General features: G+C 62.8%; 21 protein-coding genes and 1 pseudogene. 10 read left to right on the forward strand and 12 right to left on the reverse strand.

Features of this window, described 5'->3' with window-relative positions; genetic code table 11:
• The first annotated feature begins 28 nt into the window (after window positions 1–28).
• Complete coding sequence (locus AWB79_RS03590; protein WP_374728520.1) at window positions 29–967, forward strand: ABC transporter substrate-binding protein; 939 nt, start codon at window positions 29–31, stop codon at window positions 965–967.
• Window positions 968–991: 24 nt separating this feature from the next.
• On the opposite strand, the gene AWB79_RS03595 is transcribed toward AWB79_RS03590, so the two are convergent.
• The 4 genes from AWB79_RS03595 to AWB79_RS40750 all read right to left on the reverse strand — a co-directional run bounded on the left by AWB79_RS03595 (window position 992) and on the right by AWB79_RS40750 (window position 5928).
• Window positions 992–2161, reverse strand: coding sequence for a hypothetical protein (locus AWB79_RS03595; protein WP_061166021.1), 1170 nt, complete (start codon window positions 2159–2161; stop codon window positions 992–994).
• Window positions 2158–3651: a hypothetical protein gene (locus tag AWB79_RS03600; protein WP_157695685.1), complete on the reverse strand. Its 1494-nt coding sequence runs from the start codon at window positions 3649–3651 to the stop codon at window positions 2158–2160. The genes AWB79_RS03595 and AWB79_RS03600 overlap by 4 nt, the downstream gene beginning before the upstream one ends.
• Before the next feature lie 203 nt (window positions 3652–3854).
• On the reverse strand, window positions 3855–5618 hold the full coding sequence (locus tag AWB79_RS03605) for a cyclic peptide export ABC transporter (RefSeq protein ID WP_061166023.1): 1764 nt from the start codon (window positions 5616–5618) through the stop codon (window positions 3855–3857).
• A 178-nt stretch (window positions 5619–5796) separates the two neighbouring features.
• Complete coding sequence (locus AWB79_RS40750; RefSeq protein ID WP_269767915.1) at window positions 5797–5928, reverse strand: hypothetical protein; 132 nt, start codon at window positions 5926–5928, stop codon at window positions 5797–5799.
• Between AWB79_RS40750 and AWB79_RS40990 the strand changes: the two are divergent.
• Together AWB79_RS40990 and AWB79_RS03615 are read left to right on the forward strand one after the other, a co-directional pair.
• Window positions 5878–6082 (forward strand): annotated as a pseudogene (locus AWB79_RS40990) (AMP-binding protein); the annotation flags it as partial. The gene AWB79_RS40750 and the pseudogene AWB79_RS40990 overlap by 51 nt on opposite strands.
• A 165-nt stretch (window positions 6083–6247) precedes the next feature.
• Entirely contained in the window at window positions 6248–8437 is a 2190-nt protein-coding gene (locus AWB79_RS03615; protein ID WP_061166025.1) for a TonB-dependent siderophore receptor, read from the forward strand.
• 80 nt (window positions 8438–8517) lie between these two features.
• On the opposite strand, the gene AWB79_RS40330 is transcribed toward AWB79_RS03615, so the two are convergent.
• Together AWB79_RS40330 and AWB79_RS03625 are read right to left on the reverse strand one after the other, a co-directional pair.
• The gene (locus tag AWB79_RS40330) at window positions 8518–8766 is read right to left on the reverse strand and encodes a hypothetical protein (protein ID WP_074169326.1); all 249 of its coding nucleotides are present in this window, start codon (window positions 8764–8766) and stop codon (window positions 8518–8520) included.
• A 56-nt stretch (window positions 8767–8822) separates the two neighbouring features.
• A complete protein-coding gene (locus AWB79_RS03625) occupies window positions 8823–9758 on the reverse strand; it encodes a LysR family transcriptional regulator (protein ID WP_061166027.1) in 936 nt (311 codons plus the stop codon).
• Between the two features lie 149 nt (window positions 9759–9907).
• On the opposite strand from AWB79_RS03625, the gene gbd reads away from it, so the two are divergent.
• The 5 genes from gbd (at window position 9908) to AWB79_RS03650 (ending at window position 13399) form a co-directional block, all read left to right on the forward strand.
• Window positions 9908–11047, forward strand: a complete 1140-nt coding sequence (gene gbd, locus AWB79_RS03630) for a 4-hydroxybutyrate dehydrogenase (protein ID WP_061166028.1) — start codon at window positions 9908–9910, stop codon at window positions 11045–11047.
• 139 nt (window positions 11048–11186) lie between these two features.
• Window positions 11187–11393: a hypothetical protein gene (locus tag AWB79_RS03635; RefSeq protein ID WP_061166454.1), complete on the forward strand. Its 207-nt coding sequence runs from the start codon at window positions 11187–11189 to the stop codon at window positions 11391–11393.
• A gap of 130 nt (window positions 11394–11523) precedes the next feature.
• On the forward strand, window positions 11524–12435 hold the full coding sequence (locus AWB79_RS03640; RefSeq protein WP_061166455.1) for an urea transporter: 912 nt from the start codon (window positions 11524–11526) through the stop codon (window positions 12433–12435).
• A complete protein-coding gene (locus AWB79_RS03645) occupies window positions 12413–13189 on the forward strand; it encodes a class II aldolase/adducin family protein (protein ID WP_061166029.1) in 777 nt (258 codons plus the stop codon). The genes AWB79_RS03640 and AWB79_RS03645 overlap by 23 nt, the downstream gene beginning before the upstream one ends.
• A gap of 24 nt (window positions 13190–13213) precedes the next feature.
• Complete coding sequence (locus AWB79_RS03650) at window positions 13214–13399, forward strand: 4-oxalocrotonate tautomerase (protein WP_061166030.1); 186 nt, start codon at window positions 13214–13216, stop codon at window positions 13397–13399.
• Between the two features lie 56 nt (window positions 13400–13455).
• Here the strand turns inward: AWB79_RS03650 and AWB79_RS03655 are convergent, their stop codons facing one another.
• From AWB79_RS03655 to AWB79_RS03680, 6 genes are all read right to left on the reverse strand, one after another.
• Window positions 13456–15630 (reverse strand): malate synthase G, encoded by a 2175-nt coding sequence (locus AWB79_RS03655; RefSeq protein ID WP_061166031.1) that lies wholly within the window; start codon window positions 15628–15630, stop codon window positions 13456–13458.
• 139 nt (window positions 15631–15769) lie between these two features.
• Complete coding sequence (locus tag AWB79_RS03660; protein ID WP_061166032.1) at window positions 15770–16483, reverse strand: UPF0149 family protein; 714 nt, start codon at window positions 16481–16483, stop codon at window positions 15770–15772.
• Window positions 16484–16615: 132 nt separating this feature from the next.
• Window positions 16616–18838: a xanthine dehydrogenase family protein molybdopterin-binding subunit gene (locus AWB79_RS03665; protein WP_061166033.1), complete on the reverse strand. Its 2223-nt coding sequence runs from the start codon at window positions 18836–18838 to the stop codon at window positions 16616–16618.
• Window positions 18839–18861: 23 nt separating this feature from the next.
• The gene (locus tag AWB79_RS03670; RefSeq protein WP_061166034.1) at window positions 18862–19866 is read right to left on the reverse strand and encodes an FAD binding domain-containing protein; all 1005 of its coding nucleotides are present in this window, start codon (window positions 19864–19866) and stop codon (window positions 18862–18864) included.
• A gap of 10 nt (window positions 19867–19876) precedes the next feature.
• Window positions 19877–20458 (reverse strand): (2Fe-2S)-binding protein, encoded by a 582-nt coding sequence (locus AWB79_RS03675; RefSeq protein ID WP_061166035.1) that lies wholly within the window; start codon window positions 20456–20458, stop codon window positions 19877–19879.
• A gap of 573 nt (window positions 20459–21031) precedes the next feature.
• Window positions 21032–22348, reverse strand: a complete 1317-nt coding sequence (locus AWB79_RS03680; protein WP_061166036.1) for an MFS transporter — start codon at window positions 22346–22348, stop codon at window positions 21032–21034.
• A gap of 195 nt (window positions 22349–22543) precedes the next feature.
• Here AWB79_RS03680 and AWB79_RS03685 point away from each other — a divergent pair, with 195 nt between their 5' ends.
• Together AWB79_RS03685 and AWB79_RS03690 are read left to right on the forward strand one after the other, a co-directional pair.
• Window positions 22544–23440 carry a LysR substrate-binding domain-containing protein gene (locus AWB79_RS03685; RefSeq protein ID WP_061166037.1) on the forward strand — a complete coding sequence of 299 codons (897 nt, stop codon included), beginning with the start codon at window positions 22544–22546 and terminating at the stop codon, window positions 23438–23440.
• A gap of 93 nt (window positions 23441–23533) precedes the next feature.
• Window positions 23534–24727: a M20 aminoacylase family protein gene (locus AWB79_RS03690; RefSeq protein ID WP_061166038.1), complete on the forward strand. Its 1194-nt coding sequence runs from the start codon at window positions 23534–23536 to the stop codon at window positions 24725–24727.
• Window positions 24728–24736 lie beyond the last annotated feature (9 nt).

Raw genomic sequence — 24736 nt, forward strand, 5'->3', positions numbered from 1 at the left:
CTCGCTTGCGGTTTGCCTGTGTATCGCGATGGCGGGCCGCGTGGCGCTCGCCGACGACCACGCCGAAACCTGCACGCCGCTCGCCGGCAACCCGACGGTCTCGCAGTTCAGCAAGTCGATGCCCGTGCGGCCGCAGCGCATCGTCGTGCTGGAATTCATGTTCGCGGAAGATGTGGCGGCGCTCGACCTGACGCCTGTCGGCGTGGTCGATCCGGAGTATTACGACGGCTGGATCGGCTACGACAGCGCGCGCTTCAAAGGCGTGCCGACGGTCGGCACCCGCCAGGAGCCGAGTCTGGAAGCGATCGCATCGACGAAGCCGGATCTGATCATCGGCGTGGGTTATCGGCATGCGCCGATTTTCGCGGCGCTCGATCGCATCGCGCCGACCGTGCTGTTCCAGTTCAGCCCGGATGTGCAAAACGGCAAAGGCGACGGCGCGCGTACGCAGCTCGACTGGACGCGTGGCATCTTTCACACGATCGCCTGCATGACGGGGCGCGAGGCGCAGGCGCGCGAAATCGATGCGAAGCTCGATGCGGGTCTCGCGCGCGATGCGGCGCGTCTGAAGGCGGCGGGTCTCGCGGGCACGCGCTTCGCGCTGCTACAGGATCTCGGCTTGCCCGATCGATACTGGGCTTATACCGGCAACAGCACTGCGGCCGGCGTGGCCCGCGCGCTCGGCGTGCGGCTGTGGCCCGAAAAGCCGACGCGCGAAGGAACGGTGTATGTGACGTCGGCGGACTTCCTGAAGCGGCCGGATACGGCGGTGTTGTTCGTGACCACGTCGAGCGCGGATGTGCCAATCGACACGCAACTGAACTCGCCCGTGTGGCGCTTCGTGCCCGCGAAGAAGGACAAGCGCGTGACGCTCGTCGAGCCGAACATCTGGGGATTCGGCGGTCCGATGTCGGCGTTGCGGCTGGGGGACGTGATTACGGAGAAGCTGCTGGCGTTGCCGCGATGAGGGCGGGTCTTCTGTCCGGGAAGCCTAAATGAGCTTTTCGTACTTTGCGAAAATCGTGTCGAAAACCGGATCGAGAATTGTCAAATCAGCCGTGAGCAGATTCCTGCTCTTCATTGTTTTGCTTTCCGCGACCAGTTTCTCGATATACAGGACACGGCGTATATCCTTCATGTAACTGGCTGGCAGAGGCATATCCTTGTCACGAATGTTCTTCTTCGCCCGCTCGGCGGATGCGCCGAGTCGCTCGAAGGTGTACATCCCGATTTCGTCGTTGATGAAACAGGCCGGCACCGCCGGCTCATCGACAATGTAGACCTCCTGATTCTGATGTTGCGCCGCGTCTTCAGCCAGGTGACTGCGCAGCCACTTCAGCGACTCTCTCCAGATATCGTGCGCTTCGGCCCGAGTCAAAGGCGCCTTGCGGCTGGCGCTCACCACGCGAAATCCCTCGGCGACGACGTCGCCTCGAATGCAATAGAGAATCGAGCCGCCCGATTTAAGGTAGAGATGAAGCTGCAACAACTCATAGCACCGGCCAAGCATGTCGGCATCGTCTGGTCGATTCAGGTTGTCGGGTTCGCCATCGTGTCGAACAAGCAGTTTGAACAAGAGCAATGGGAGTCCCGACAGGACGATGAGCGCCGGCGTGTCTTTGACCAATCGCTTCGTGGCGATGTTCTTGCGGGCGCTTCGCACGATATCGCCGATCGCCTTGGCGACGCATACACCATTGGGCAATCCGCCACTCTCGTCTTCCGCCCAGCAGAGAACGATCTCCCATGGCTTGAAGTAGGGTATGCCAAGAAAATTAAGGGCTAGCCAGCAGGTCGTGAGCAATTCGATTCGGCCCCGATCGACACCCTGCGTCTCAGAGATATCGCACCCCAAGCAAGCCGACACGAATGCCTTGTGGTCCTTGCTGAGCAAACGTTCAGCCGACTGCACGAAGATTTCGTACATGCTCTTGGGCTCGGCGTTCAACTGACTCTCATCGCTTTCGTCGGCGCCGTCGTTCTCGAGCGCCCTGAGCTCTTTCAGCCCCTTGACGACTCGTTGCGAGAAATCGCGCGGCTCGACAGCGGCATCTTGATCGGAAATGATCGATTTCTGGCTCACGATCCCGGTAAGCTCTTTGAGGCTGGTGAGAAATTCCAGTGCAAGTTCGGCGTCCGACGGCGCAACGACCTGATTCATTGCAGCTCCCGAATAAGAATGTCGACCGTTGGCTCAAATTGTTCGAATTCAATGCTCTTGCCAGTGGCGGACTCCCTGAGCATGTGCAGGAAGCGACGAACCAGCTCGCAGAAAGACGGCTCGTATTTCTCCCTTTTCTCTTTCGTCGTTGCTGCGTATGCATCGAGACCAAGCTGGGAAAGGAGTTTATTGATCGTGCCCGGATCGAGTGGATATTCGGAATGATAGATTCCCTTCATCAGCAATGCGTGACACAAACTCGAGCAGATATAGTCGGTTGCGCGCACGCCCCGATTTGCCTCTCGCTTGATCTCCTTTGTTGCCCACGCGACCAGATCTGGCGTTGTGTCTTCCGGCACGCGCTTTATCTCCATTGTCAATTCGCGCAGATAAATGCTATCGGGTTCCGTGCCGAATACCTGGAACACCTTTTTGTCGACCACGTGCATCCAGGTTGAGGCCTTCACGACCCTGATGGCATAGTTGGTATCCAGTGTCTTCCGCAAATTGGTTGCTGCCGTTCTCACCACCATCACGTACCAGATCAGCCCCATCAGGCGCAAGAAGTCTTTCGCGATTTCGTCGTTCGTGAGCAAGGCGTTGCGACTGGTGAGTTGGGATGCGCGGTGACGCATGTCGGTAATGATCAATATCTCTGGGCGACGGCCTCGAATCAGGGCTGCGTACAAACCCTCCGGATGACCATCCGGCGTGAAGTACTTGTCCCAGCCGCGTGCGGATGCCATCGACTCATGCCATTTCTTGTCGATATCCAGCAGGTGATAGACGGCATAGATACCGCCGTAGGGCGGTTCCCAGTCCTTGGCATAGTGAGAATAAAGGATCGACTGCGAATACTCCTTGCCGAGCGCATTTCGAATGCTCGTCACCTCGGTACTCAGAACCGCTGCCGTGCGGCCGAGATTTTCTGCGATGGTGTTCACGCTCTCGATGGCGTGAACGGCGTTGGACAGTGACACGAAGTGTTCGGCGGCGACGAAAATGGCGACGATTGCCATCAGGAAGACGGCAGCGTCACGATGATCGCGGGCAATCATTGCGGTCAGAAACACGAACGTCGGAATGGCGAAGAACGCCCATCGCACGAGACGCACATTCAAGGCTTTCGATAACGAGGAAGCCAATGATGTTCCTGGATTCTCTTTTGCGAAGCGTTTCTCGATGTCCTCAAGCGAATTGGCCTGAAACGCGAGTATCGTCAGAACTACGACGAAGCCCGCCTGAAACCAGCTCTCGAGCCGCGTTTCTTTTCCGTCTGGTTTGTATTCACAGGGCCACGGCGCGACATAAAGAGCGGCTGCGGCGGTGCAAACGAGGAATATAAGGGCGGCGGCAAAGAGCTCCAATCTGGAGCGACGCTTGTTAGCAGGGTGATCGCCATCCGCCGCATTCTCTTTGGTTTCGTCGTTGCCCTCGGCCGCCGGTTCCTGAACAAGACGAGGCGTCCCACTGTCTGATGAATTCGACATTCATTTTCCCCGGTCAACTCATCCAGCCAGAGGCGTTCTTGGGTCAGAATAGTCACGGGAACGCTTGTGTACAAGTGGAATTGTTTGCCGGAGTCGCATTCGAATGAAAGCAAAATTATCTCGATGCTTGTCGATTAGGGATTCCGAAAGAACGCGGAACACCAGACGGTGTTGAAAGTGCCGCGTGAAGCAAGCGGCATCAGTTACCTCTCAGATTCCTTCCTTACGAATTCCATTCGCCCTCGCGCGCCGCTTCCCACCACATCCACCGCCGCCGTTCTCACGCCACCCCCGCGCGTCTCACTCGCCACCACGCCATTCTCCAGCTTGAGCACCCTGTCCGCGATCGGGAAATAACGGTCATCGTGCGTCACGACGATCACGGTCTTTCCACGCGAGCGCAGCTCCGGCAACAACTGCTCATAAAACACCGCCTTGAACGCCGGGTCCTGATCCGCTGCCCATTCATCGAAAAGATAGAGCGGACGGTCTTCGAGATAAGCGACCACCAGCGCGAGCCGCTTGCGCTGCCCGGTGGAAAGCGAGCGCGTCGAAAATGCGCCGTCGATTACCTGCACCTTGTGATCGAGCGCGAGCTTCGCGACGAGCGCATTGGCCCGCGCATCCGCCGCCGCGCGCGATGCGTCGCTCGGATCGACGATGCCGAGCAGCCCATCGAACAGATGGAAGTCGTTGAACACCGCCGTGAAACGCTCGCGATAGGCCGCGCGTTCGCCCTCGGTCACGGGCATGCCATCGATCTCGATCACGCCCGACTCCGGCTCATACAGCCCCGTCAGCACCTTCGCGAGCGTGGTCTTGCCGCTGCCATTGCCGCCGACGATGAACACAAGCTCACCCGGCGACAGAGTCAGATCGACAGGACCGATGCGAAACATCCGTTCATCGCGTTCATGAAAGTACGCATGCGTGACGCCGCGCATCGTGAGCGTGCGGAAACGCGCGTCATGTGTCGATGAAGTCTGCTCCGCCGTTGCGACCGAAACACTGCCGAACTCCGCCATCACCTTCTCGATACGCGTCAGCGACACGCGCGCCGCGTTCAAGGTCGGGATGTTGTTCAGCAATCCATCCAGCGGCACGAGCATGAAAAGAAAGACGACGACATAGCCCGCCGTCGCGCCCGCATTCGCGCGCACGCCTAGCGATGGCCAGAACGCCGCCGCGCCCAGAAAGCCATAGAACAGAAAGATGATCCAGCCCACGCCCACCGCATACGCGCTGAACGCGCGGCGACGATGATCGCGGACTTCGCCGATTGCCGCGCCCAGTTGTCCATCGACGAATTGCCGCAAGCGCGCCCGATGCAGCTTCAACTCCTTTGCGCCCGCGAAGAGCGCGCCGAGATAGCCGAACAACTTGTCCTGCGACTGGCCCGCCGCTTGGAGCGATGCGATCGCGCGCCGGTCGCCCAGGTGATAGCCGAGCGATCCCGTGACGATCGCCGTGAGCGCGAGCAGGCACACGGGCCACGAAAGCCAGGCCAGATAACCCAGGCACCCGAACACGATGGACCCATGCATGACGATGTTGGGCAACGCGAAGAAGAGCATCGACACGTTGGTCGCGTCGTCGGTGAGAACCGATTGCACGGGCGCCGCGCCAATGCGCTCGACATCGCGCAACTCCGCCGCCGCCACCCGCCGCGCGACGTGCTCGCGCAACTGCGCCATCGTGTCTTGCGAAAGCCGCGCGAACAGGACGCCTGAAACGACGCGCGTGCAAAGCGCGACGACGGCGCACAGCGCGAAACGCCACGCGAGCGTGCCGTCGGACGAAGCGGGCGCCGATAGCGCGCGATTGAGCGTCGCGACGAGCATCACGCTCGCGACGCCATTCAGCACGCAGGCGACGAGCGCGACGCCGAACGCGCGGCGCGAGCGCGTGAGCAGCGCGATGATGAGCCGCGCCGCGGGCTTCTGCTCGGAAGAGGAAACGAAGGTCATCGGGTCATTGGCCGTGCATGTCGGTGAATGAATGGGAGCGGCGCCTCTTGCGCCTTCTCATGGAGAGACGTTTGAGCACGCCGAATCTTTAGCGCATCGATGGTGCGCAAAAAACGGTAAAAAATTTCTCGCGCGAAACGTCATTCCGAGTGAGGCCGCTTTTCGAGCGGCACCCCGTTCATGCCGCCTTTTTTTGGTCCGGCCAGAACCGAAGGATTTCATGCCGATGACGAGTTTCCCGACCGCGCTGCATCAACGCATTCAGGCGCTCGCGCGTCTTCATCCCGAAGCTGCCGACCTTGCCTTCCATGCGGATCGCCACGCGCGTCTGTCGGGCGGCGAACTCGATTTCCGCGCGCCCTGGCTCGCGGGCGCGTCTGCGAGCGGCCGGTGTGCGCGCCGAAGCGCGCGTGGGCGTGTGCGTCGAGCGTTCGTGTGAGCTGTTCGTCGCGTTGCTCGCGGTGTGCTCGGACGAGATCGCAGCATGGCTCGTCGATGCAGGACAGGACAACGTCGCGAAACAAGCGGCGGACACGAAGAAAACCGGGGTGAGCGGCGGGCGTGTGACCGTCGCTCTTTGACAAAGTAGCGGCGCACTCGAAGCCGCATTGCGATTGGAGAAAAGAAGAATGAAGTGGGGAAGAGGGACGCGCAAGAACGCGTTTGCGATAGCGGCGAGCGTGGCGTTCTGCGTGGCTGCGGCCGATCATGCACAAGCACAGGAACAGCAGGGACAAGCGCAGGACGCGCCGCAAACAAGCACCTTACCCGCCGTGCGCGTGAACGCATCGGCGGATAACGACGACACGGTCGGACTCGTTGCGCGCAAGAGCCGCACCGGCACGAAGACCGACACGCCCATCGACGAGATTCCGCAGACGATCAACGTCGTCACGTCGGCGCAGATCGAGGATACCGGCGCTACCAGCATCAACGAAGCGTTGCGCTATATCCCGGGCTTCTCGTCGTATGGCGCCGATGTGCGCTCCGACTGGTACTCGGCGCTGCGCGGCTTCACGCCGACCGTGTTCGTCGATGGCCTGCAAGTGCCCAATACGCTCAATCTGTCGAGCTGGCGCGTCGATCCGTACATGATCGACAGCATCACGGTGCTGCGGGGGCCGACCTCGGTGCTGTACGGACAGGGCGATCCCGGCGCGATCGTCGACGTGCAGAGCAAGCTCGCCGATGGCGGACGTTATCGCGAGGCGGGCGTGCAGATCGGCGACTATGCGCGCAAGCAGGTCATGTTCGATATCGGCGACAAGATCGATCAGGACGGCAAGTGGTCGTATCGCGTGCTCGCGGTGGGTCGCGATGGCAACTCGCTGACGGGCCCGCACGCGGAGCAGCGTTTCGCGATTTCGCCGTCGGTGCGCTGGCAGCCGAGCGCGAATACGTCGTTGACGATCGCGGCAAGTTATCTGCAGGATTGGGGTGATGCATCGAACAACTTTCTGCCCGCGCAAGGCACGGTGTTGCCGAATCCGAACGGCAGGATTTCACCGAATCTCTATACGGGCGATCCGACTTACTCGTATTACCGCAAGAAGGAATGGTCGGTCGGCTATCAGTTCGAGCACAAGTTCAACGACATCTGGACATTCCGGCAAAACACGCGCTGGATGCATCTGTCGCTGGATAACGGCGCGGTGTGGGGCGGCGGGCTCGATGCGAGCGATCCGACCGAACAGACGCTCTCGCGCTACGCGGGTCTGTTCCAGCCGAACTACAGCCGCTTCGATATCGACAATCAGGCGCAGGCGCGCTTCGGCACAGGGCCGCTCGAACATACCGTGCTGCTCGGCTTCGAGTACAACCGCCAGAATTCGACCGACAGTGAATGGCTCGCGCTCGGTCCGAGCCTGAACATGTACAACCCGGTCTACACGCCGGTTTCCACCGCGATCTTCTTCGGCCCGGATTCGTTCGGCCAGACCAATACGCGCACGACGCTGGATTCGTTCGGTCTTTATGCACAGGATCAGGTGAAGTGGAACCGCTGGGTGCTGACCGTGGGCGGCCGCGAGGACTGGAGCAATACGAGGCAGGACGATATCGTCGGCGGCACGCAAGTGAAGCAGGACGACAGCGCGTTCTCGGGCCGTGTAGGTCTCACGTATCTGGGCGATTACGGTTTGTCGCCGTACATCAGCTATTCGACTTCGTTCAATCCGATCATCGGCGTGAAGATGGCGGACGGCGGCCTGCCATCGCCCACCAAGGGCCGTCAGATCGAAGCAGGTCTGCGCTGGCAGCCGCCGGGCAAGAACCTGATGCTCGGCGCGGCGATCTATCAGATCAACCAGAAGAACGTGCTCACGCCGGACCCGACCGACCCGACCGGCACGTTCTCCGTGCAGACGGGCGAGGTCCGCTCGCGCGGCATCGAGCTGAGCGCGGTGGGCAATGTGACGCGCAATCTTTCGGTGATCGCTGCGTACGTCTATCAGGACGTGAAGAACATCAGCGCGAACGACGTGACGCTCGACAAGTGGCCGGTATCGATTCCGCTGCCGCGTCAGATGGCGTCTCTCTGGGCCGACTGGACGTGGCATTCGGGTCCGCTCGACGGCCTCGGCTTCGGCGCGGGCATTCGCTACCAGAGCGGGCTCGCGGGTGCGGCGGATAACTCGCTGTATATCCCGAGCTACACGGTGTACGACGCGGCGATCCATTACGACATGCCGCATTGGCGTTTCGCGGTGAACGCACAGAACATCTTCAACCGCACGTTCGTGAGCGGTTGCCAGTCCGAGTCGGCCTGCTTCTACGGCAATCCGCGGACGGTGATCGCGACCGCGCGATACAACTGGTGATGATCGACGGCGGCGCTGCCCGACGCATGCGCCGCCGCTTCCAGAGCAGGAATGGATGACGAAGATAAAGCTGGCCTTCATCATGTCCTTTTGCAACGCGGCGGCGGATCGCGCGGGACGGCATATCGAATACGAGAGCGGGACGCGAAGTCGCCGATCGAGTATCTCGTGGAGCGTCTTTTTACCGCGCTCGAAGGCGGGCTTCTGGCTTCGGAATCGGCTTCGGAGTCGGCGGTACGGAGGCTGAAAATCATGTCCGCTTGCGGGAAGTGGCGCTCGTAGATCGTGCCTTCGGTGTTCTCTGGCCGTACCAGATGCTTGTCGATCATGTGTTCGCTTTGCGCTTTGGCGACGAATGCTTCGACATCGTTTCTGACAACGGATGCTACGCCGCCGCGCTTCCCGCTTCGACGATCGCCTGCATCAACAACCGCACGCCCGGTGCAAGCGGTGCGTCGCGGCGCGTGACCATTTCATAGGGCTCGCTGCGCGAAGCGAGCGTGACCGGCAACGTGCGCACCACGCCATGTGCGGTGCAAAAGCGTGCGACATCGACCGATACGAGCGCCACCAGCGACGGATTCTTCTGCAGCAGGTTGAGCGTCGCGAATGCGGAGGTCGTTTCCAGCAGGTGCGCGGGAAAGCGCAGGCCGGCGTCGTGAAACTCGCGTTCGAGCAGAATGCGCATCGGCATGTTCGCGCGATAAACCACCCAGCGATGCTGCGCGACATCCTTCAGCATCACGCGCTTGCGTTTCGCCAACGGATGCGCAACATTCGCGATCACCGCGAGCGTTTCTTCCTTGACGAGAACGCTGTCGTACAGATAAGGCGTCTGACTCACGCTCGTGCGGCAAATGGCGAGGTCGAGCCGGCCCGCATCGATCAGCCCGAGCAGACTCGCGCTCGTTTCCTCGACGATCTCCACTGACATCTCGGGCTGGCGCTCGCTCACGGCGGTGATCGCATCGGTCAACAGCGGCACGGCGCCCATGATCACGCCCACCGACACGCGCCCGCCATAGCCGCGCATGATGCCGACAATCTCTTCGCGCAAATGCGCAAGGTCCGTATGAATGAGCCGCGCGTATCGGATCACGCAATGCCCGACGGCATTGGGCGCAAGGCCGCGATTGGTGCGCACGAAGAGCGGCGCGCCGAAGGTGGTTTCGATCTCGTGCAACGCCTTGCTCGCACCGGGCTGGGTGAGGGCGAGCTGCTTCGCCGCGCCGAGCAGCGAGCCGCGTTCTTCGAGCGCGATGAGCAGGCGCAACTGCTTGACGTGCAGACGCGAGACGATGGAGTTGAGCGAGGGCGTCATTCGATCGAGCCAGGCTTGAGGAAAAGCTATAGCGCTATTAAAAGTCGTCAGTATCGCGCGCAGGCGTCGACTCGTATACTGGCAGGCACCGTGCCGACCGAAAGCATCATTCGGAAAGCGGCATCGACTATAACCTTCCCTCAGTCACCATGTCTCTCATCAACTACATCACGCAGATTCAATTCGATTTCGGCGCGGTGCGCCTGCTGGCTGGCGAGTGCGAGCGCATCGGCATGCGCCGTCCGCTGATCGTGACCGACGCCGGCATTCGCGCGGCGGGCCTCGTCGACAAGGTGCTGGACGCGCTCGCCGCATCCTCGCCGGTTGCGGTATTCGACGCCACGCCGCCCAATCCGAACGAAGCCGCCGTGCGCGCCGCGGTCGCCATGTACAAGGACAATGATTGCGATGGCGTGATCGCCGTGGGCGGCGGCTCGTCCATCGATCTCGCCAAGGGCGTGGCGGTTTGCGCGACGCACGAAGGCCCGCTGCAAAGTTTTGCGGTGATCGAGGGCGGGCTTGCGCGCATCACGGCGAAGACCGCGCCCGTCATCGCCATTCCGACGACCGCAGGCACCGGCAGCGAAGTGGGCCGCGGCGCGATCCTGATTCTCGACGACGGCCGCAAGGTGGGCGTGATCTCGCCGCATGTCGTGCCGAAGGTCGCGATCTGCGATCCCGAACTGACGCTCGGCCTGCCGCCCATGCTCACGGCCGCGACCGGCATGGACGCCATCGCGCATTGCCTCGAAACCTTCATGGCGCCAGCGTTCAATCCGCCCGCCGACGGCATCGCGCTCGACGGCCTGTGGCGCGCGTGGCGTCACATCGAGCGGGCGACACGCGACGGTTCGGACCGCGCCGCGCGCTGGAACATGATGAGCGCATCGATGCAGGGCGCGCTCGCGTTTCAGAAGGGGCTGGGCTGCGTGCATAGCCTGAGCCATTCGCTCGGCGGCATCAATCCGAAGCTGCATCACGGCACGCTCAACGCGATCTTCCTGCCGGCCGTCATTGCGTTCAACGGCAGCGCGCCTACGATGATTGATGAAGGCAAGCTCGATCGAATCGCGCAGGCGATGGGCCTCGCATCGGGCGCTGAAGTCGGCGACGCCGTGCGCCAGATGACCGCCGCGCTCGGCCTGCCGCGCGGGCTTGCGGAACTGGGCGTGACGCGTGAAATGTTCCCGCGCATCATCGCGGGGGCGCTGAAGGATCACAGTCATAAGACGAATCCGCGCGACGCATCGAACGCGGACTACGAGGCGATGCTCGAGGCCTCAATGTAATCGAAGCAAAACGCGCTTCGGCCGAAACGGGGCCGGAGCGCTGTCGCCCAGGCGGCGGGCGATTTGCGGTGTTGCAACAAACCCTTAGGGGAAAACCCTTAAGTCTGTTACAATGTCGCCCAAGTCTTGGGAACAGATCATGCGCCGCCGCTACGAAGTCATCGAAAAAGTCGCCTTTGCCCTGCTCACGCTGTCCGCCGTGCTGGACGCGAGCTACATCACCTGGGAAAAACATCCCAACTTCCGCGAAAACGTCACCGAGATGGTCAGGATCGGCTCGGAACTGTCGCTCGCGAATCCGGGAGTCGGCGATCAGTCGCCGCTGGTTCCGATGGCGTTCAACTAAGATTTTCCCAACGGCGCGCGAATTCCTTCGCGGCCACCGCTTCAAGCCACATACAGGTTATTCGGTCCGCCGTCGCACGGCGCGCGCCGGGTGCTTTATGCTGGCGGCTTCCCAGCCGTCGCCGCCCAGCATGTCCTCCGCTCTCCATTCCCACGCCGTTCGCGGCGACCCGCTCCGCAGCTTCGCCCGCGCGATCGGGCAGATCGTGCTCCAGCGCAACGCCGCGACCGGCGTACTGGTGCTGCTCGCCGTGCTGTGCGCGAGCCCGCGCCTTGCATGCGGCCTGCTGATTGGCACGCTCACTGGCAATGTCATCAGCGTCATCATCGAAAATGACGACGCGCCTGTCTTTCGCGACGATCTGTACGGCTTCAACGGCGCGCTCGCCGCGCTCGCCGCATTCACCTTCATCGGCGATGCGTCGCAGGCGGCCGCCGTCGCGATCGTCGCCGCGATGTTCGCCACCTTTCTCGCCCACAAGCTCATGCGCGTGCTGTCGCGCCATGGTTTGCCGATCTTCTCCAGCCCGGCCATCATCGTGACCTGGTGCTGGCTGCCGCTGTTCGCCGATCGCGGCGATACCGGCGCGATTCCGCCTGTCGCCGCGGGCTTCATCACCATGCTGCAGGCCGCGTTTGCCGGACTCGCGCCGATCACCTTCGCGACCGGCGCGCTGGCGGGCGGATTGATCGCGGCAGGGCTATTCGCGTCGCGGCCGTCGCAGGCGGGCTGGGCGCTCGTGGGCAGTGCGCTCGGCGCGACGCTGCACGGGCTCGGCGGCGCGAGCGACGCGGTCGTGCTGTCGGGTGCGTGCGGCTTCAATGCGGCGCTCGCGGCGCTCGCGGCCGCACCGCTCGGCAAGCGCTACGCATTCGCCGCGATCGTCGCGGCGGTGCTGATCGAGCGCCTGATCGATTGCGCCGGTATCGCCGCGCTGACCGCGCCGTTCTTGCTGGCGTCGTGGGCGATCATCGCGATGCGGCGGCGCTGGCTTGGAACATCGAAACAAGGAGGCTCGCATGTCGTTCACCCACACGCCTGAGCGGAGGATCGCGGAAAGCGGGCCGCGCTCGGCCGCCGAACAGGCCACGCGCGTGGACCTCGCGGCCGCGTACCGGCTGGTCGCGCTCAACGGCTGGGACGATGTCGTCTACACGCATATTTCGGCGAGTGTGCCTGGCGAGCCGGGGCGTTTTCTCATCAACCCGTTCGGACTCGCGTTCGATGAAGTCACGGCGTCGAATCTCGTGAAGATCGATATCGACGGCAACGTGATAGGCGAGAGCGCGCATCCGGTCAACGCCACGGGCTTCGCGCTGCACGGGGCCGTGCATGCCGCGCGGGAAGATGCAGTGTGCGTGATGCATCTGCATGTGCGCGAGGCGATTGCGGTGTCGACGCAGCCGCATGGCTTGCTGCCCGCGTCGCAACATGCGATGCGCTTTCACGGCCATCTCGCGTATCACGATTACGAAGGCCTCGCGTTTTCGCCCGCCGAAGGTGAGCGGCTGGTGGCGAGTCTCGGCGCGCATCGCGCCATGCTCCTGCGCAATCACGGGCCGCTCACGCTCGGGCGCACCATCGCCGAGGCTTATGTGCTGATGGATATGCTCGTCAAGGCATGCGATATTCAGCTTCGCGCGCTCGCGGGCGCGGGCAAGATGATCGTGCCGACGCCGGAAGTCGTCACGCGCACTGCGGCGCAACTGCACGATGACGATGCCATCGAAGGCGCGCTCGAATGGCCCGCGCTGATGCGCAAGCTCGATCGCATCGATCCGGCTTATCGCGATTAATTCTTTCTGAAGGAGATCAACGGAATGCCGACATTCAACGTTCAACTGTTCGAAGGCCGCACGGCGGAAGAGAAGCGCAAGTTCGTCGAGGCGATCACGCGCACGACGTGCGAGACGCTCGGCTGCGAGCCGGGTTCGGTGGATATCATCCTGACCGATGTGAAACGCGAGAACTGGGCGACCGCGGGCAAGCTCTGGTCCGAGCAATAAACCTCATATAAAGAAAACGCGGCACATGGCCGCGTTTTCTCTTTGATGCCTTAAATTTACGCCGATTCCTTCACGGCCAGACGGAACTTGTGCAACAACGGTTCCGTATAACCGCTCGGCTGCGTGCGGCCTTCGAACACCAGCGCGCATGCGGCCTTGAACGCGAAGGAGCTATCGAACGCGGGCGCCATCGGACGATAGTACGGATCGGCTTCGTTCTGCTTGTCGACGACCGCCGCCATGCGTTCGAGCGTCTGGCGAACCTGCTCTTCCGTGACGATGCCGTGACGCAGCCAGTTCGCGATGTGCTGGCTGGAGATGCGCAGCGTCGCGCGGTCTTCCATCAGGCCGACATCGTGAATGTCCGGTACCTTCGAGCAGCCGACGCCCTGATCGACCCAGCGCACCACGTAACCGAGAATGCCCTGCGCGTTGTTCTCGATCTCGTTCCTGATGTCCTCTTCCGACCACGACGGTTTATCGACCACGGGAATGGTCAGCAGGCCATCGAGCAGCTCGTTCTTCTGGCTGTCGTAGTCGATGCTTTCGAGTTCCTGCTGAACCTGCTGCACATCGACCATGTGATAGTGCAGCGCGTGCAGCGTGGCCGCCGTGGGCGAGGGCACCCACGCGGTGTTCGCGCCGGCTTTCGGATGCACGATCTTCTGCTCCAGCATCGCGTGCATGAGATCGGGCATTGCCCACATGCCCTTGCCGATCTGCGCGCGGCCGCGCAAGCCCGTGTTCAGGCCGACGAGCACGTTGCTCTTCTCATATGCGCTGATCCACTTCGACGACTTCATGTCGCCCTTGCGCATCATCGGGCCGGCTTCCATCGACGAATGCATTTCGTCGCCGGTGCGGTCCAGGAAGCCCGTATTGATGAACGCGACGCGCGCGCCCGCCGCCGCGATGCACGCCTTGAGGTTGACGCTCGTGCGGCGTTCCTCGTCCATGATGCCCATCTTGATCGTGTGACGCGGCAGGCCGAGCAGGTCTTCGACGCGCGTAAACAATTCGTCGGCGAACGCCACTTCGGCGGGGCCGTGCATCTTGGGCTTCACGATATAGATGGAACCCGTGCGCGAGTTCATCTTGATCTTCAGATCGTGCATGGAGCCGAGCACGGTCATCACCGCGTCGAGAATGCCTTCCGGAATCTCGTTGCCGTCGCGGTCGAGCACGGCCGGATTCGTCATCAGATGGCCGACGTTGCGCACGAACAAGAGCGAACGTCCGTGCAGCTTGAGCGTGGAGCCATCGGGCGCGGTGTATTCGCGGTCGGGGTTCATCGAGCGCGTGAATGACTTGCCGTTCTTCGTCACCTGCTCCGACAGATGACCCTGCATCAGGCCGAGCCAGTTGCGATAGAGCTGCGTCTTGTCGGCGGCGTCGACGGCCGCGACCGAGTCCTCACAGTCGATGATCGTGCTCACCGCCGCTTCCATCAGCACGTCCTTGACGTGCGCCGCATCCGTCTTGCCGATGGGACTGTTCGCGTCGACCTGGATCTCGAAGTGCAGGTCGTTGTGCTTGAGGAGAATGGCGGACGGCTCTTTCGCATCGCCCTGGAAGCCCGCGAATTGCTCGGGGTTCGCGAGGCTGCTCTTGCCGTCCTTCAGCGTGACGACGAGCTTGCCCTGTTCGACGCTGTACTTCGTCGCATCGGCATGCGAGCCGTGCGCGAGCGGAGCGTTGTCGTCGAGGAAGGCGCGCGCATAGGCGATGACTTTCGCGCCGCGCTTCGGGTTGAACTGCGCGGTGCGCTCGGCGCCGCCGGATTCGTCGATCGCGTCGGTGCCGTACAGCGCGTCGTAGAGGCTGCCCCAGCGCGCATTGGCGGCGTTGAGCGCATAGCGCAGGTTGGAGAGCGGCACGACGAGTTGCGGGCCTGCCTGCTCGGCGATTTCGCGATCGACATTGGCCGTGCTCGCCTGCACATGCGCGGGCGCCTGCACGATATAGCCGATGTCCTCCAGGAATTTGCGATAGGCGCGGGAATCGCGCACGGGGCCGGGGTTGCTGCGATGCCAGTTGTCGAGCTCGGTCTGGAGGCGGTCGCGCTCGGCGAGCAGCGCGCGGTTCTTCGGGGCGAGATCGTGGACGATGGCGTCGAATCCTTTCCAGAAGGCGGCGCTGTCGACGCCGGTGCCGGGGATGGCTTCTTCGTCGACGAACTTCGCGAGGCTCGCGTCGACCTGCAGGCCGTGTTGTTTGATCATGTCGTTCATGGGCACTCCGGCTGAGTTGCTGCTACACAGGGTTTGGGGAATGGGCTGGTGCCTATGGTAGCGCGTCTTGGGGGAGGATCGAAGCGCGGGGGAGATGCAAGCGGTGTGCCTGGGGCGCGGGATCTTTTATCCGCCGTCGTCAATTCAGCGCAGCGTCATTCGCCCCGCAGCATTGCTTGTACTTGCGTCCGCTGCCGCACGGGCACGGCTCGTTTCTGCCGACTTTCGCGGTTTTCCTTTGCATCGGCGCGGGCTTGTCGCGCAGTGCATTCTCTTTCCGGAGCGGGTCGAAATAGCGATAGATACGCGTCACGCCCACGATCATTTCCTGGATGATCGTCTCGCGATCTTCGAGTGCTTCCGGGTCGGTGCGAAGCTCGGGATCGGGGTCGTCCTCGTGATAGAGCATCAGTACCGGAAGCGCCGATTCGGCTTCCTTCTCGTCTTCGAACAACGCGTCCCAGCTTTCGCGGCGCATGTCCATGCCGGCCATGAAGCCTTCCGCCCATTCGTTGGCATGCGCGGTGCCGTCCTCTTCGTCGATGGTCAGCACGGGCAGATACACCGCGTCTTCGTGCAGCGTGAATTCGAGATCGTCCGCGATGGTGTTCCAGTGGCGAATCAGCAGTTGCAGCGTCTTCCCGGCGTCCTTTTCATGCGCGGGAGCGACGGTTCCTCCCAGCGCCACGGGAAGCCATTCGTGCGGCTGGACCGGCTCGGGGCCGCAAATCAGCGCCGCGAAAAAGCCATCGACCATCTCGACGGTCATGGCGTTCTCGCCGAAGGAATAGAGCAGTTCTTCCAGCCGATCCAGTTCGCGTTCTGTCAGCGGTTTGTCAGTGAGGTCTTTCATGTGTTTGCCTGATGGATGCGCGATTCGACGTCTTTCACGCCGCGGACTGCATTATACGAATCCATCCCACTGAACAAGCCCGGCTCGCGCATCGTCGAACGAGCGCGAAGCCGGGCGTACCGCAAAAGACGCCTACAACAAGTTTTCGATCATCACCGGCAACTTCCTCACGCGCACGCCCGTCGCGTGATACACCGCGCCCGTGATCGCCGCCGCGATCCCCGCGAGCCCGATCTCCGCGATGCCCCGTGCGCCCAGCTCGTTGAAGATCGTATCGGGATGGTCGAGGAAAGTGACGTCCATCTTCGGCGTATCCGCGTTAGTCGCGACGACGTAATCCGCGAGGCTGCTGTTGACCGGCGCACCGCTTCTTTCGTCGTAGACGGTATGCTCGAACAGCGCCATGCCGACGCCCATCACCACCGCGCCTTCGATCTGATTACGCCCGGCGCGCGGGTTCAGGATCTTGCCCGCATCGATCACGGTCACGACGCGGCTCACGCGCAAGCGCGCGGTCGCGGGCTCCCACGTCACTTCCGCGAAATGCGCGCCATACGAGTGGATCGACCACTTCTTTTTCAGCGGATCGTCGAAGCCGCCTTTCGCGCTGCCGCTACCCGAGGCCGAATGCAGCTTCGCCGCCTCCAGAATGCGCTCGAATGGCACGCCGCTTTCGGGCTTCTCGTTCTTGCGATGAACGCGCCCGCCGCTCATCGCCAGTTGCTCTGCCTTGGCGCCCGCGAAAGGCAAGCCTTCCGCTTTCGCGGCGCGCGCGAGCAAGGTCTTGATGGCCGCGCGCACCGCATCCGATACCGCCGGAATCACCGATGCCGTCGCCGCCGATCCGCCCGAAACCGGCCCGAGCGGCAACGCCGTATCGCCGAGGCCGACTTCGATCCTGTCGAGCGGAATGCCCGTATGCTCCGCGACGAGCTGCGCGAGGATCGTGTACGTTCCCGTGCCGATATCCTGCGTGCCGCAGACGACGCGCGCCGTGCCGTCCGAACGCAGATCGACCGTCGCTTCCGCCGAGAAGCGCAAGCCCGGCCAACTGCATGCGCCGACGCCCCAGCCGAGCGTGAGCCCGTCGCGTTTCATCGAACCGACTTCGGACGTGCGTTTGCTCCAGCCGAATTTCTCCGCGCCGGTCTTCAGACATTCGACGAAATGCCGCGACGAAAACGGCAAACCGCTGCTCTCGTCCACGCTCGGTTCATTGCGCAGCCGCAGTTCGACCGGATCGATCTTCAACGCAATGGCGAGCTCATCCATCGCCGATTCGAGCGCGAACAGGCCGGGCACCGCGCCCGGGCCGCGCATCGAAGTGGGCGAGCCGACATTGCGCTTTACCGTGCCGCCGGTCACGCGCAGATTCGGCGTGCTGTACATGGAAGGCGTGGCTTCGCCGCAATCTTCCATGTACTCGTCGGCGATGGCTGCGTGATTCACGAAGTCATGCCGCAGCGACACGAGCTTGCCGTCCGGCGTCGCCGCGAGCCGCACGCGTTGCTGCGTGGTCGGCCTGTGCCCCACGTTCTGGAACATCATCTTGCGCGACAGCACGAGCTTGACGGGCCGTTCAAGCTGGCGCGTCGCGGCCGCCGCGAGCAGCGAATGCGGCCACACCCACAGCTTGCCGCCGAAGCCCGAGCCGAGATAGCGCGAGATCACGCGCACTTTCTCTTTCGGCATGCCCATCATCTGCATGAGCGTGCCCTGATGATTGGCGACCGCCTGGCTCGTCTCGTAGAACGTATAACTTTCGCCGTTCCAGTGCGCGATGGTTGCGTGCAGTTCGATCGGATTGTGCGTTTCGACGGGCGTCACATAGGTTTCATCGATCTTCACGGAGGCGGCGTCGTAGGCTTGATCCGGATCGCCGCGCTCGCTGTGGACGTCGAGCTTCTTCCCGGCGTCGAGCGTCGCGCTGACATCGTGCTCGGTCCTGTCATATCCGACCTTGATCGCAGCCGCCGCCGCGCTCGCCGTTTCGAACGTCTCCGCGACCACGAGCGCAACGTATTGCCCGTAATAGCGAATGATGTCGTCCTCGAAAGGCGGACGGTTTTCATCGACATAACCGGTGTCGATCGAATTGCCGGAGATGCGCCAGAAGCGGCCGATGTTGCCGCGATGCAGGATCAGCGTCACGCCGGGCATGGCCTGCGCGGCGGCGAATTCGAGCGACGTGATCTTGCCGCTCGCGATGGTGGCGCCGACCGGCACGGCATACAGCATGCCGGGCAGATCGACGTCGGATGTGTAAGTCGCGCGGCCGCAGACCTTCAGCGGTCCGTCGATGCGCGACTGGGGCCGTCCAATGAAGGACTGCGTGATGTCGGGCGCGGTGGACATGTCGGGTTCCTCGAGGTCTGTGGTCAGGCGGTTTGCGTCGCCATCTTCAGCGCATGCACGATGCAGCGCTTCGATAGCTCGACCTTGAAGCCGTTCTCGCTTTGCGGCTTCGCATCGGCGAGTGCGGCGTCGGCGGCGCGTCTGAACGCGGCTTCATCCGGCGATGCGTTCTGCAGCTCCTTCTCCGCTTCACGCGAGCGCCACGGCTTCGTGCCGACGCCGCCGAGTCCCACGCGCGCATGCACGATGCGCCCGTCTTCCACCTTGACCACGACACCGGCCGACGCCAGCGCGAACTCATACGACGCACGATCGCGCAGCTTCAGATACGCGGAACGCGCGCCTTCGACCATCGGCGGCAAGGTGACGTGCGTGACGAGATCGCCGGCGTCGAGCACGTTCTCGCGATCGGGCGTCGTGCCCGGCAGCAGATAGAACTCGTCGATGGGAATCGCGCGCTTGCCGCCCGTGCCTTCCACATGAATCGTCGCTTCGAGCGCCTGCAGCGCCACGCACATATCCGACGGATTGCTCGCGATGCACGACTCGCTGGTGCCGAGAATCGCCATCATGCGATTGAAGCCCTGAATCGCGGAACAGCCGCTGCCGGGCTCGCGCTTGTTGCACGGCGACGCGGTATCGCGGAAATACACGCAGCGCGTGCGCTGAAGTATGTTGCCGCCGGTCGTCGCCATGTTGCGCAACTGCACCGACGCGCCCGCGAGCACTGCTTGCGAAAGCACCGCGTAACGTTCGCGTATCAGCGCGTGATGCGCAAGATCGGAATTGCGCGAGGTCGCGCCAATGCGCACCCCGCCGTCCTTCGTCGCCTCGATCTTGTCGAGCGGCAGGCGGCTGATGTCGATCACGCGCATCGGGCGCTCGACGTTGAGCTTCATCAGGTCGAGCAGGGTCGTGCCGCCCGCGAGAAAGCGCACTTCCGCGCCTTGCTGCGCGGTATGCGCGAGTGCGCCGCCGCTGATCGCGTCGCGCATGTCGCGCGCGCGGGAGAGCTGAAACATGTCCATGTCGCTCTCCTTATTTCGATGAGGATTTAGTCGCGCGCACCGACTGGATCGCCGCGACGATGTTCTGATACGCGCCGCAGCGACACAGGTTGCCGCTCATCGCTTCGCGCACGTCTTCATCGCTTGCGCCGATCGGCTCGTCGAGCAGCGCGACCGCCGACATCAGCTGACCGGCCGTGCAGTAGCCGCACTGATAACCATCGCATTCGACGAACGCGGCCTGCAACGGATGCAGCGCTTCCACCTCGCCGATGCCTTCGATGGTCGTGACGGTGTCGCCCTCGCAGGCGGCGGCGAAACACAGACACGAGTTCACGCGGCGGCCATTTACATGCACGGTGCACGCGCCGCATTGACCGTGATCGCACCCCTTCTTCGTGCCGGTCAGATGCAGATGTTCGCGCAGCGCGTCGAGCAGGGTGGTGCGCGGATCGAGTGACAGCGTTTCATCGCGACCATTGACGGTCAGCGTGAAGGTGACGGTCGAGTCATCGGTCTTTCCGGGCGTCGGCGCAAGCGTCCTGGCGCGCCGCGTTTTGTTGGGCGTATCGGCGTGCGTGGTCTTCGATTGGGGGATGTTGCGTTGTGGCATCGGGCATTCTCCTGGAATAGTGCAGCAGGCTGCTGCACCGGATGCGGCAGAGCGGCCAAGCGTGAGAGAGGCGAAGATGCGGCGAAGCGTGTCGGGCGCCGGTGGCGCCGAGACGGAATGCGGCGGGAAAGGGTCTGCGCGTCGCGCGCAGGACTTTCTTGCGCCGACGATTGCGGCGAAAGACGACACTCAAGCCAGTATAGGCACCTGCCGCGAAACTTTCTCAGTCGAAAGCCGGAGCGGGCGTCGACGCAGAAGGAGCGCACGAAGCATGCCCGCGCACGCATCACATGCGTTCAGCGGTGCGCGACATTCAGTGCACGAGGACCGCGCGCGCGAACAAGGAAAGCAGGAACACGCCGACCGTCGTGAAGACGCAGAGCACCACGAGGATCGCGAAAAAACGAAGGATCAGTTGCATTGCGCCGCTCCAAAAAAATGGCCGCTTGCGCGGCCGGAAGGAGGGGTGGGTCGGTCAGCACTCAGGTTAAGTCCGCTTTCTTAATTCAGACTTAAGTGTGCCGCCTTTCATGCATCGACCCATCGTTTCCCGTGCGGGCGCGATGCCGTTCCTCAGCGCAGCGCCTCGCTATAGCGGTCGCGCAGCGGGAAGATCGTCAGAAGCGCAACCGCACTGCCGAAGATCACGTAGTAGCAGATCGAGAGCGGATCGCCCGTGGTCATCGTGAGCCATTGCACGATGGCCGGCGCGAAACCGCCGAAGATCATCACCGCGACGTTGTAGCTGACCGAAATGCCCGTCGAACGCACGCTCGAAGGAAGCAGTTCGGAAATGAACGCAGGATAGCAGCCCTGGAAAATGCCGAGGTAAGTCATGAGCAGCGCCTGGCACACGATCAGCATCGGCAGGCTCGGATGCGCGGTCAGCACGGCGAAGATCGGATACGCGGTGACGAGCGACAGCGCGAGCGCGGTGGCCATCAGCTTCTTGCGGCCGATGCGGTCCGACAGCCGGCCGAACACCGGGCAGCACACGAGATACACGAGCGCGCCGATCGTCGAGCTGATGAGGCCGTCGGTGAGCGCCATGTGCAGCACGCGAGTGGCGTGCGTCGGCAGATAGAGCAGGAAGATGTACGTGCCGATGGTGCCGAACACGGTCAGGCCGAATCCCGCGAGCACGGGCATCCAGTGTTTCGTCGCGGTGTCGCGGATCGGGCGCGCGCTGAGTTCGTTCTTCTGCGCCTTCTCGACGAACACCGGCGATTCGTCGAGCTTCGAACGCAGATACAGGCCCACAGGCACGATCAGCAGACCGATCACGAACGGAATGCGCCAGCCCCAGCTATTGAGGTGCTCCGGGCTCAGCGTGCGCGTGAGGACCGCGCCGAAGAACGAGCCCGCGAGGCTCGCGGCGGCTTGCGCGACCATCTGGAAGCTGCCGAAGTAGCCGCGCTTGTTGGCGGGCGCGTATTCGACGAGAAAGGCCGTCGCGCAGCCCACTTCGCCGCCCGCCGAGAAGCCCTGGATCAGCCGGCCCAGCAGCATCAGCAAGGGCGCGGCGACGCCGATCGCCGCATAGGTCGGCGCGAACGCGATGATCGCGATGCCCACCGCCATCAGCGAGATGGTGAGCGTGAGCGCCGACTTGCGCCCGACGCGATCCGCGACCGCGCCGAGCACGATGCCGCCGAGCGGCCGCGTCAGAAAGCCGACGCCGAAGGTCGCCCAGGTTGCGAGCAGGGAGATGGTGGGGTTCGTTGCTGGGAAGTACAGCTTGGCGATGATGACGGCGAAGAAGCCGTAGACCATGAAGTCGAACCATTCGAGCGCGTTGCCGATGGTCGATACCACGATGGCTCGTCGGCCGGACATGTTGAGCGCGGCGTTCTCTTCGGCCGCGTGGGCTGCAGGTAGTACGGTGCTCATCGAATGCACTCCGTGGGCGTGGGGCGATTGATCAATATGTGCGACGACATCCGCTCTTGTGAATGGCTTGCACGGTTAGGCGCCAAGCCGCTGCAACACGCAAACATTACGCCGAGTTGAAATAAGAAAATATAGAATTTCTGAACTGACACTCAAGGAAACCTGATCGAACGATCGGGGTTTTTCCCTAGCCCAATGAGCAATATCCGCTTCCTGCGCACGTTCATCGCCGTTGCGCGTCATGGTTCGTTCGCCGCCGCCGCCGAGAAAGTCGCGCTCACTCAGGCCGCCGTGAGTATGCAGATGCAGTCGCTCGAAGACGATCTGAAACGGCCGCTGTTCGATCGCGTGGGCCGCACCAACCGGCTGACGAACATCGGCAAGCAGGTGTTGCCGCAGGCCGAGCGCATCGTCGCGCTGTACGACAGCATGCGGCTCACCGGGCTCGATGACGAGATCGCCGGCTCCGTCGCCATTGGCGCGGTGGATTCGGCGATGGGCGCGCTCGCCTCCGTCGTAACAGAGTTGAAAGGTCAGTATCCCCGTCTCGATGTGCGGCTCTTCACCGGCAAGGCGCTCGCGCTCGCGCCGCAAGTCGAGGCGGGCGAAATCGACGCGGCGGTGATCGTCGAGATGTCGGGCAAGACGCCCGCGAGTCTGAACTGGACCCCGCTTTATTCGGAGCCGCTGGTCGCCATCGGCTCGCCTTCGAGCGTCTCCGCGAACGTCGCCGAGATGCTCGCGAGCCGGCCGTTTTTGCGTTTCGATCGCGCGCAGCGCACCGGCGCGCTGATTGAGCGCGCGCTCAAGCACAATCGCCTCGCGGTGAACGAATTCCTCGAGCTTAATTCGCTGGAAGTGATCGTCGAACTCGTGCGGCAGGGCGCGGGCGTGTCGGTCGTGCCGCTGCTCGAATACGGCTCGTGGGCGAGCGATCCGGCGTTGCGCGTGATGCCGCTTGCGAAGAACACGCCGCGCCGCGTGGTCGGCATGCTGGAGCGCAAGATTCACGACCGGCACGCGGTCATGAGCGTCGTGCAGGAGCGCATTCGCATGCGTTCACATGGCGCGATCGCGCCTCGCGAAAGCTAAAGCTTTCCTTAAGTCACGGACAAGAAATATCAGCTTTCGCTGTGAATTCCGGCCATCGACAATGCTTGATCCGTTCACGACAAAAGGACCAGCATGTCGATCATTCCCGAGATCGCCGAATCGCGCGATGAAATCCAGGCCATCCGCCGCGATATCCACGCGCATCCCGAACTCCGCTACGAAGAAGAACGCACCGCCGAACTCGTCGCGCGCAAGCTGGAAAGCTGGGATATCGAAGTGACGTGCGGGCTCGGCAAGACGGGCGTCGTCGGCGTGTTGAGGAAGGGCACGAGCCAACGCGCGATCGGCTTGCGCGCCGACATGGACGCGTTGCCGATTCCCGAGCTGAATACCTTCGCGCATGCATCGAAGCACCAGAACAAGATGCACGCGTGCGGCCACGACGGTCACACCGCGATGCTGCTCGGCGCGGCGCAATATCTCGCGAAGCATCGCGATTTCGACGGCACCGTGGTCTTCATCTTTCAGCCGGCGGAAGAAGGCGGCGGCGGCGCGAAAGCGATGATCGAAGACGGCCTGTTCCAGCGCTTTCCGGTGGATGCCGTGTTCGCGCTGCACAACTGGCCGGGCATGGCGGCCGGCGAATTCGGCGCGCGCGTCGGGGCGACGCAGGCATCGAGCAACGAGTTCGAGATTCGCATCGAAGGCGTCGGCGCGCATGCTGCGATTCCGCATGACGGCGTCGATCCGGTGTTCACGGCGTTGCAGATCGGCACGGGTTTGCAGAGCATCGTGACGCGCAACAAGCGGCCGATCGATGCCGCCGTGCTCTCCATCACGCAGATGCAGGCCGGCCATGCCGTCAACGCGATTCCGACGACCGCGACGCTCGGCGGCACCGTGCGCACCTTTTCCGTCGATGTGCTCGATCTCATCGAAACGCGCATGAAGGAGATCGTCACGGCGACGGCGGCGGCGTATCGCTGCAAGGCCGAGGTCAGTTTCGTGCGCAACTATCCGCCGACCGTGAACACCGAGGCGGAAACGCATTTCGCGCTGGGCGTGATGCGCGATATCGTCGGCGAGGAACACGTGAACACGAACGTCGACCCGACCATGGGCGCCGAAGATTTCTCGTACATGCTGCTGGAAAAGCCCGGCTGCTATGCGTATATCGGCAATGGACTGGGCGCGCATCGCGAGCACGGACACGGCATCGGGCCGTGCATGCTGCACAACAGCAGCTACGACTTCAACGACGAACTCCTGCCGCTCGGCGCGACCTATTGGGTGCGGCTCGTCGAAAAATTCCTGTCACGCGCATGACGGTCATGA

It is taken from the genome of Caballeronia hypogeia (assembly GCF_001544875.2).
Taxonomy (GTDB): Bacteria; Pseudomonadota; Gammaproteobacteria; order Burkholderiales; family Burkholderiaceae; genus Caballeronia; species Caballeronia hypogeia.

Bases quoted from the DNA above. Each gene is read 5' to 3' on its own strand.
- AWB79_RS03590 (WP_374728520.1), top strand. From the start codon at position 29: ATGGCGGGCCGCGTGGCGCTCGCCGACGACCACGCCGAAACCTGCACG.
- AWB79_RS03595 (WP_061166021.1), bottom strand. From the start codon at position 2,161: ATGAATCAGGTCGTTGCGCCGTCGGACGCCGAACTTGCACTGGAATTT.
- AWB79_RS03600 (WP_157695685.1), bottom strand. From the start codon at position 3,651: ATGTCGAATTCATCAGACAGTGGGACGCCTCGTCTTGTTCAGGAACCG.
- AWB79_RS03605 (WP_061166023.1), bottom strand. From the start codon at position 5,618: ATGACCTTCGTTTCCTCTTCCGAGCAGAAGCCCGCGGCGCGGCTCATC.
- AWB79_RS40750 (WP_269767915.1), bottom strand. From the start codon at position 5,928: ATGGAAGGCAAGGTCGGCAGCTTCGGGATGAAGACGCGCGAGCGCCTG.
- AWB79_RS03615 (WP_061166025.1), top strand. From the start codon at position 6,248: ATGAAGTGGGGAAGAGGGACGCGCAAGAACGCGTTTGCGATAGCGGCG.
- AWB79_RS40330 (WP_074169326.1), bottom strand. From the start codon at position 8,766: ATGATCGACAAGCATCTGGTACGGCCAGAGAACACCGAAGGCACGATC.
- AWB79_RS03625 (WP_061166027.1), bottom strand. From the start codon at position 9,758: ATGACGCCCTCGCTCAACTCCATCGTCTCGCGTCTGCACGTCAAGCAG.
- gbd (WP_061166028.1), top strand. From the start codon at position 9,908: ATGTCTCTCATCAACTACATCACGCAGATTCAATTCGATTTCGGCGCG.
- AWB79_RS03635 (WP_061166454.1), top strand. From the start codon at position 11,187: ATGCGCCGCCGCTACGAAGTCATCGAAAAAGTCGCCTTTGCCCTGCTC.
- AWB79_RS03640 (WP_061166455.1), top strand. From the start codon at position 11,524: ATGTCCTCCGCTCTCCATTCCCACGCCGTTCGCGGCGACCCGCTCCGC.
- AWB79_RS03645 (WP_061166029.1), top strand. From the start codon at position 12,413: ATGTCGTTCACCCACACGCCTGAGCGGAGGATCGCGGAAAGCGGGCCG.
- AWB79_RS03650 (WP_061166030.1), top strand. From the start codon at position 13,214: ATGCCGACATTCAACGTTCAACTGTTCGAAGGCCGCACGGCGGAAGAG.
- AWB79_RS03655 (WP_061166031.1), bottom strand. From the start codon at position 15,630: ATGAACGACATGATCAAACAACACGGCCTGCAGGTCGACGCGAGCCTC.
- AWB79_RS03660 (WP_061166032.1), bottom strand. From the start codon at position 16,483: ATGAAAGACCTCACTGACAAACCGCTGACAGAACGCGAACTGGATCGG.
- AWB79_RS03665 (WP_061166033.1), bottom strand. From the start codon at position 18,838: ATGTCCACCGCGCCCGACATCACGCAGTCCTTCATTGGACGGCCCCAG.
- AWB79_RS03670 (WP_061166034.1), bottom strand. From the start codon at position 19,866: ATGGACATGTTTCAGCTCTCCCGCGCGCGCGACATGCGCGACGCGATC.
- AWB79_RS03675 (WP_061166035.1), bottom strand. From the start codon at position 20,458: ATGCCACAACGCAACATCCCCCAATCGAAGACCACGCACGCCGATACG.
- AWB79_RS03680 (WP_061166036.1), bottom strand. From the start codon at position 22,348: ATGAGCACCGTACTACCTGCAGCCCACGCGGCCGAAGAGAACGCCGCG.
- AWB79_RS03685 (WP_061166037.1), top strand. From the start codon at position 22,544: ATGAGCAATATCCGCTTCCTGCGCACGTTCATCGCCGTTGCGCGTCAT.
- AWB79_RS03690 (WP_061166038.1), top strand. From the start codon at position 23,534: ATGTCGATCATTCCCGAGATCGCCGAATCGCGCGATGAAATCCAGGCC.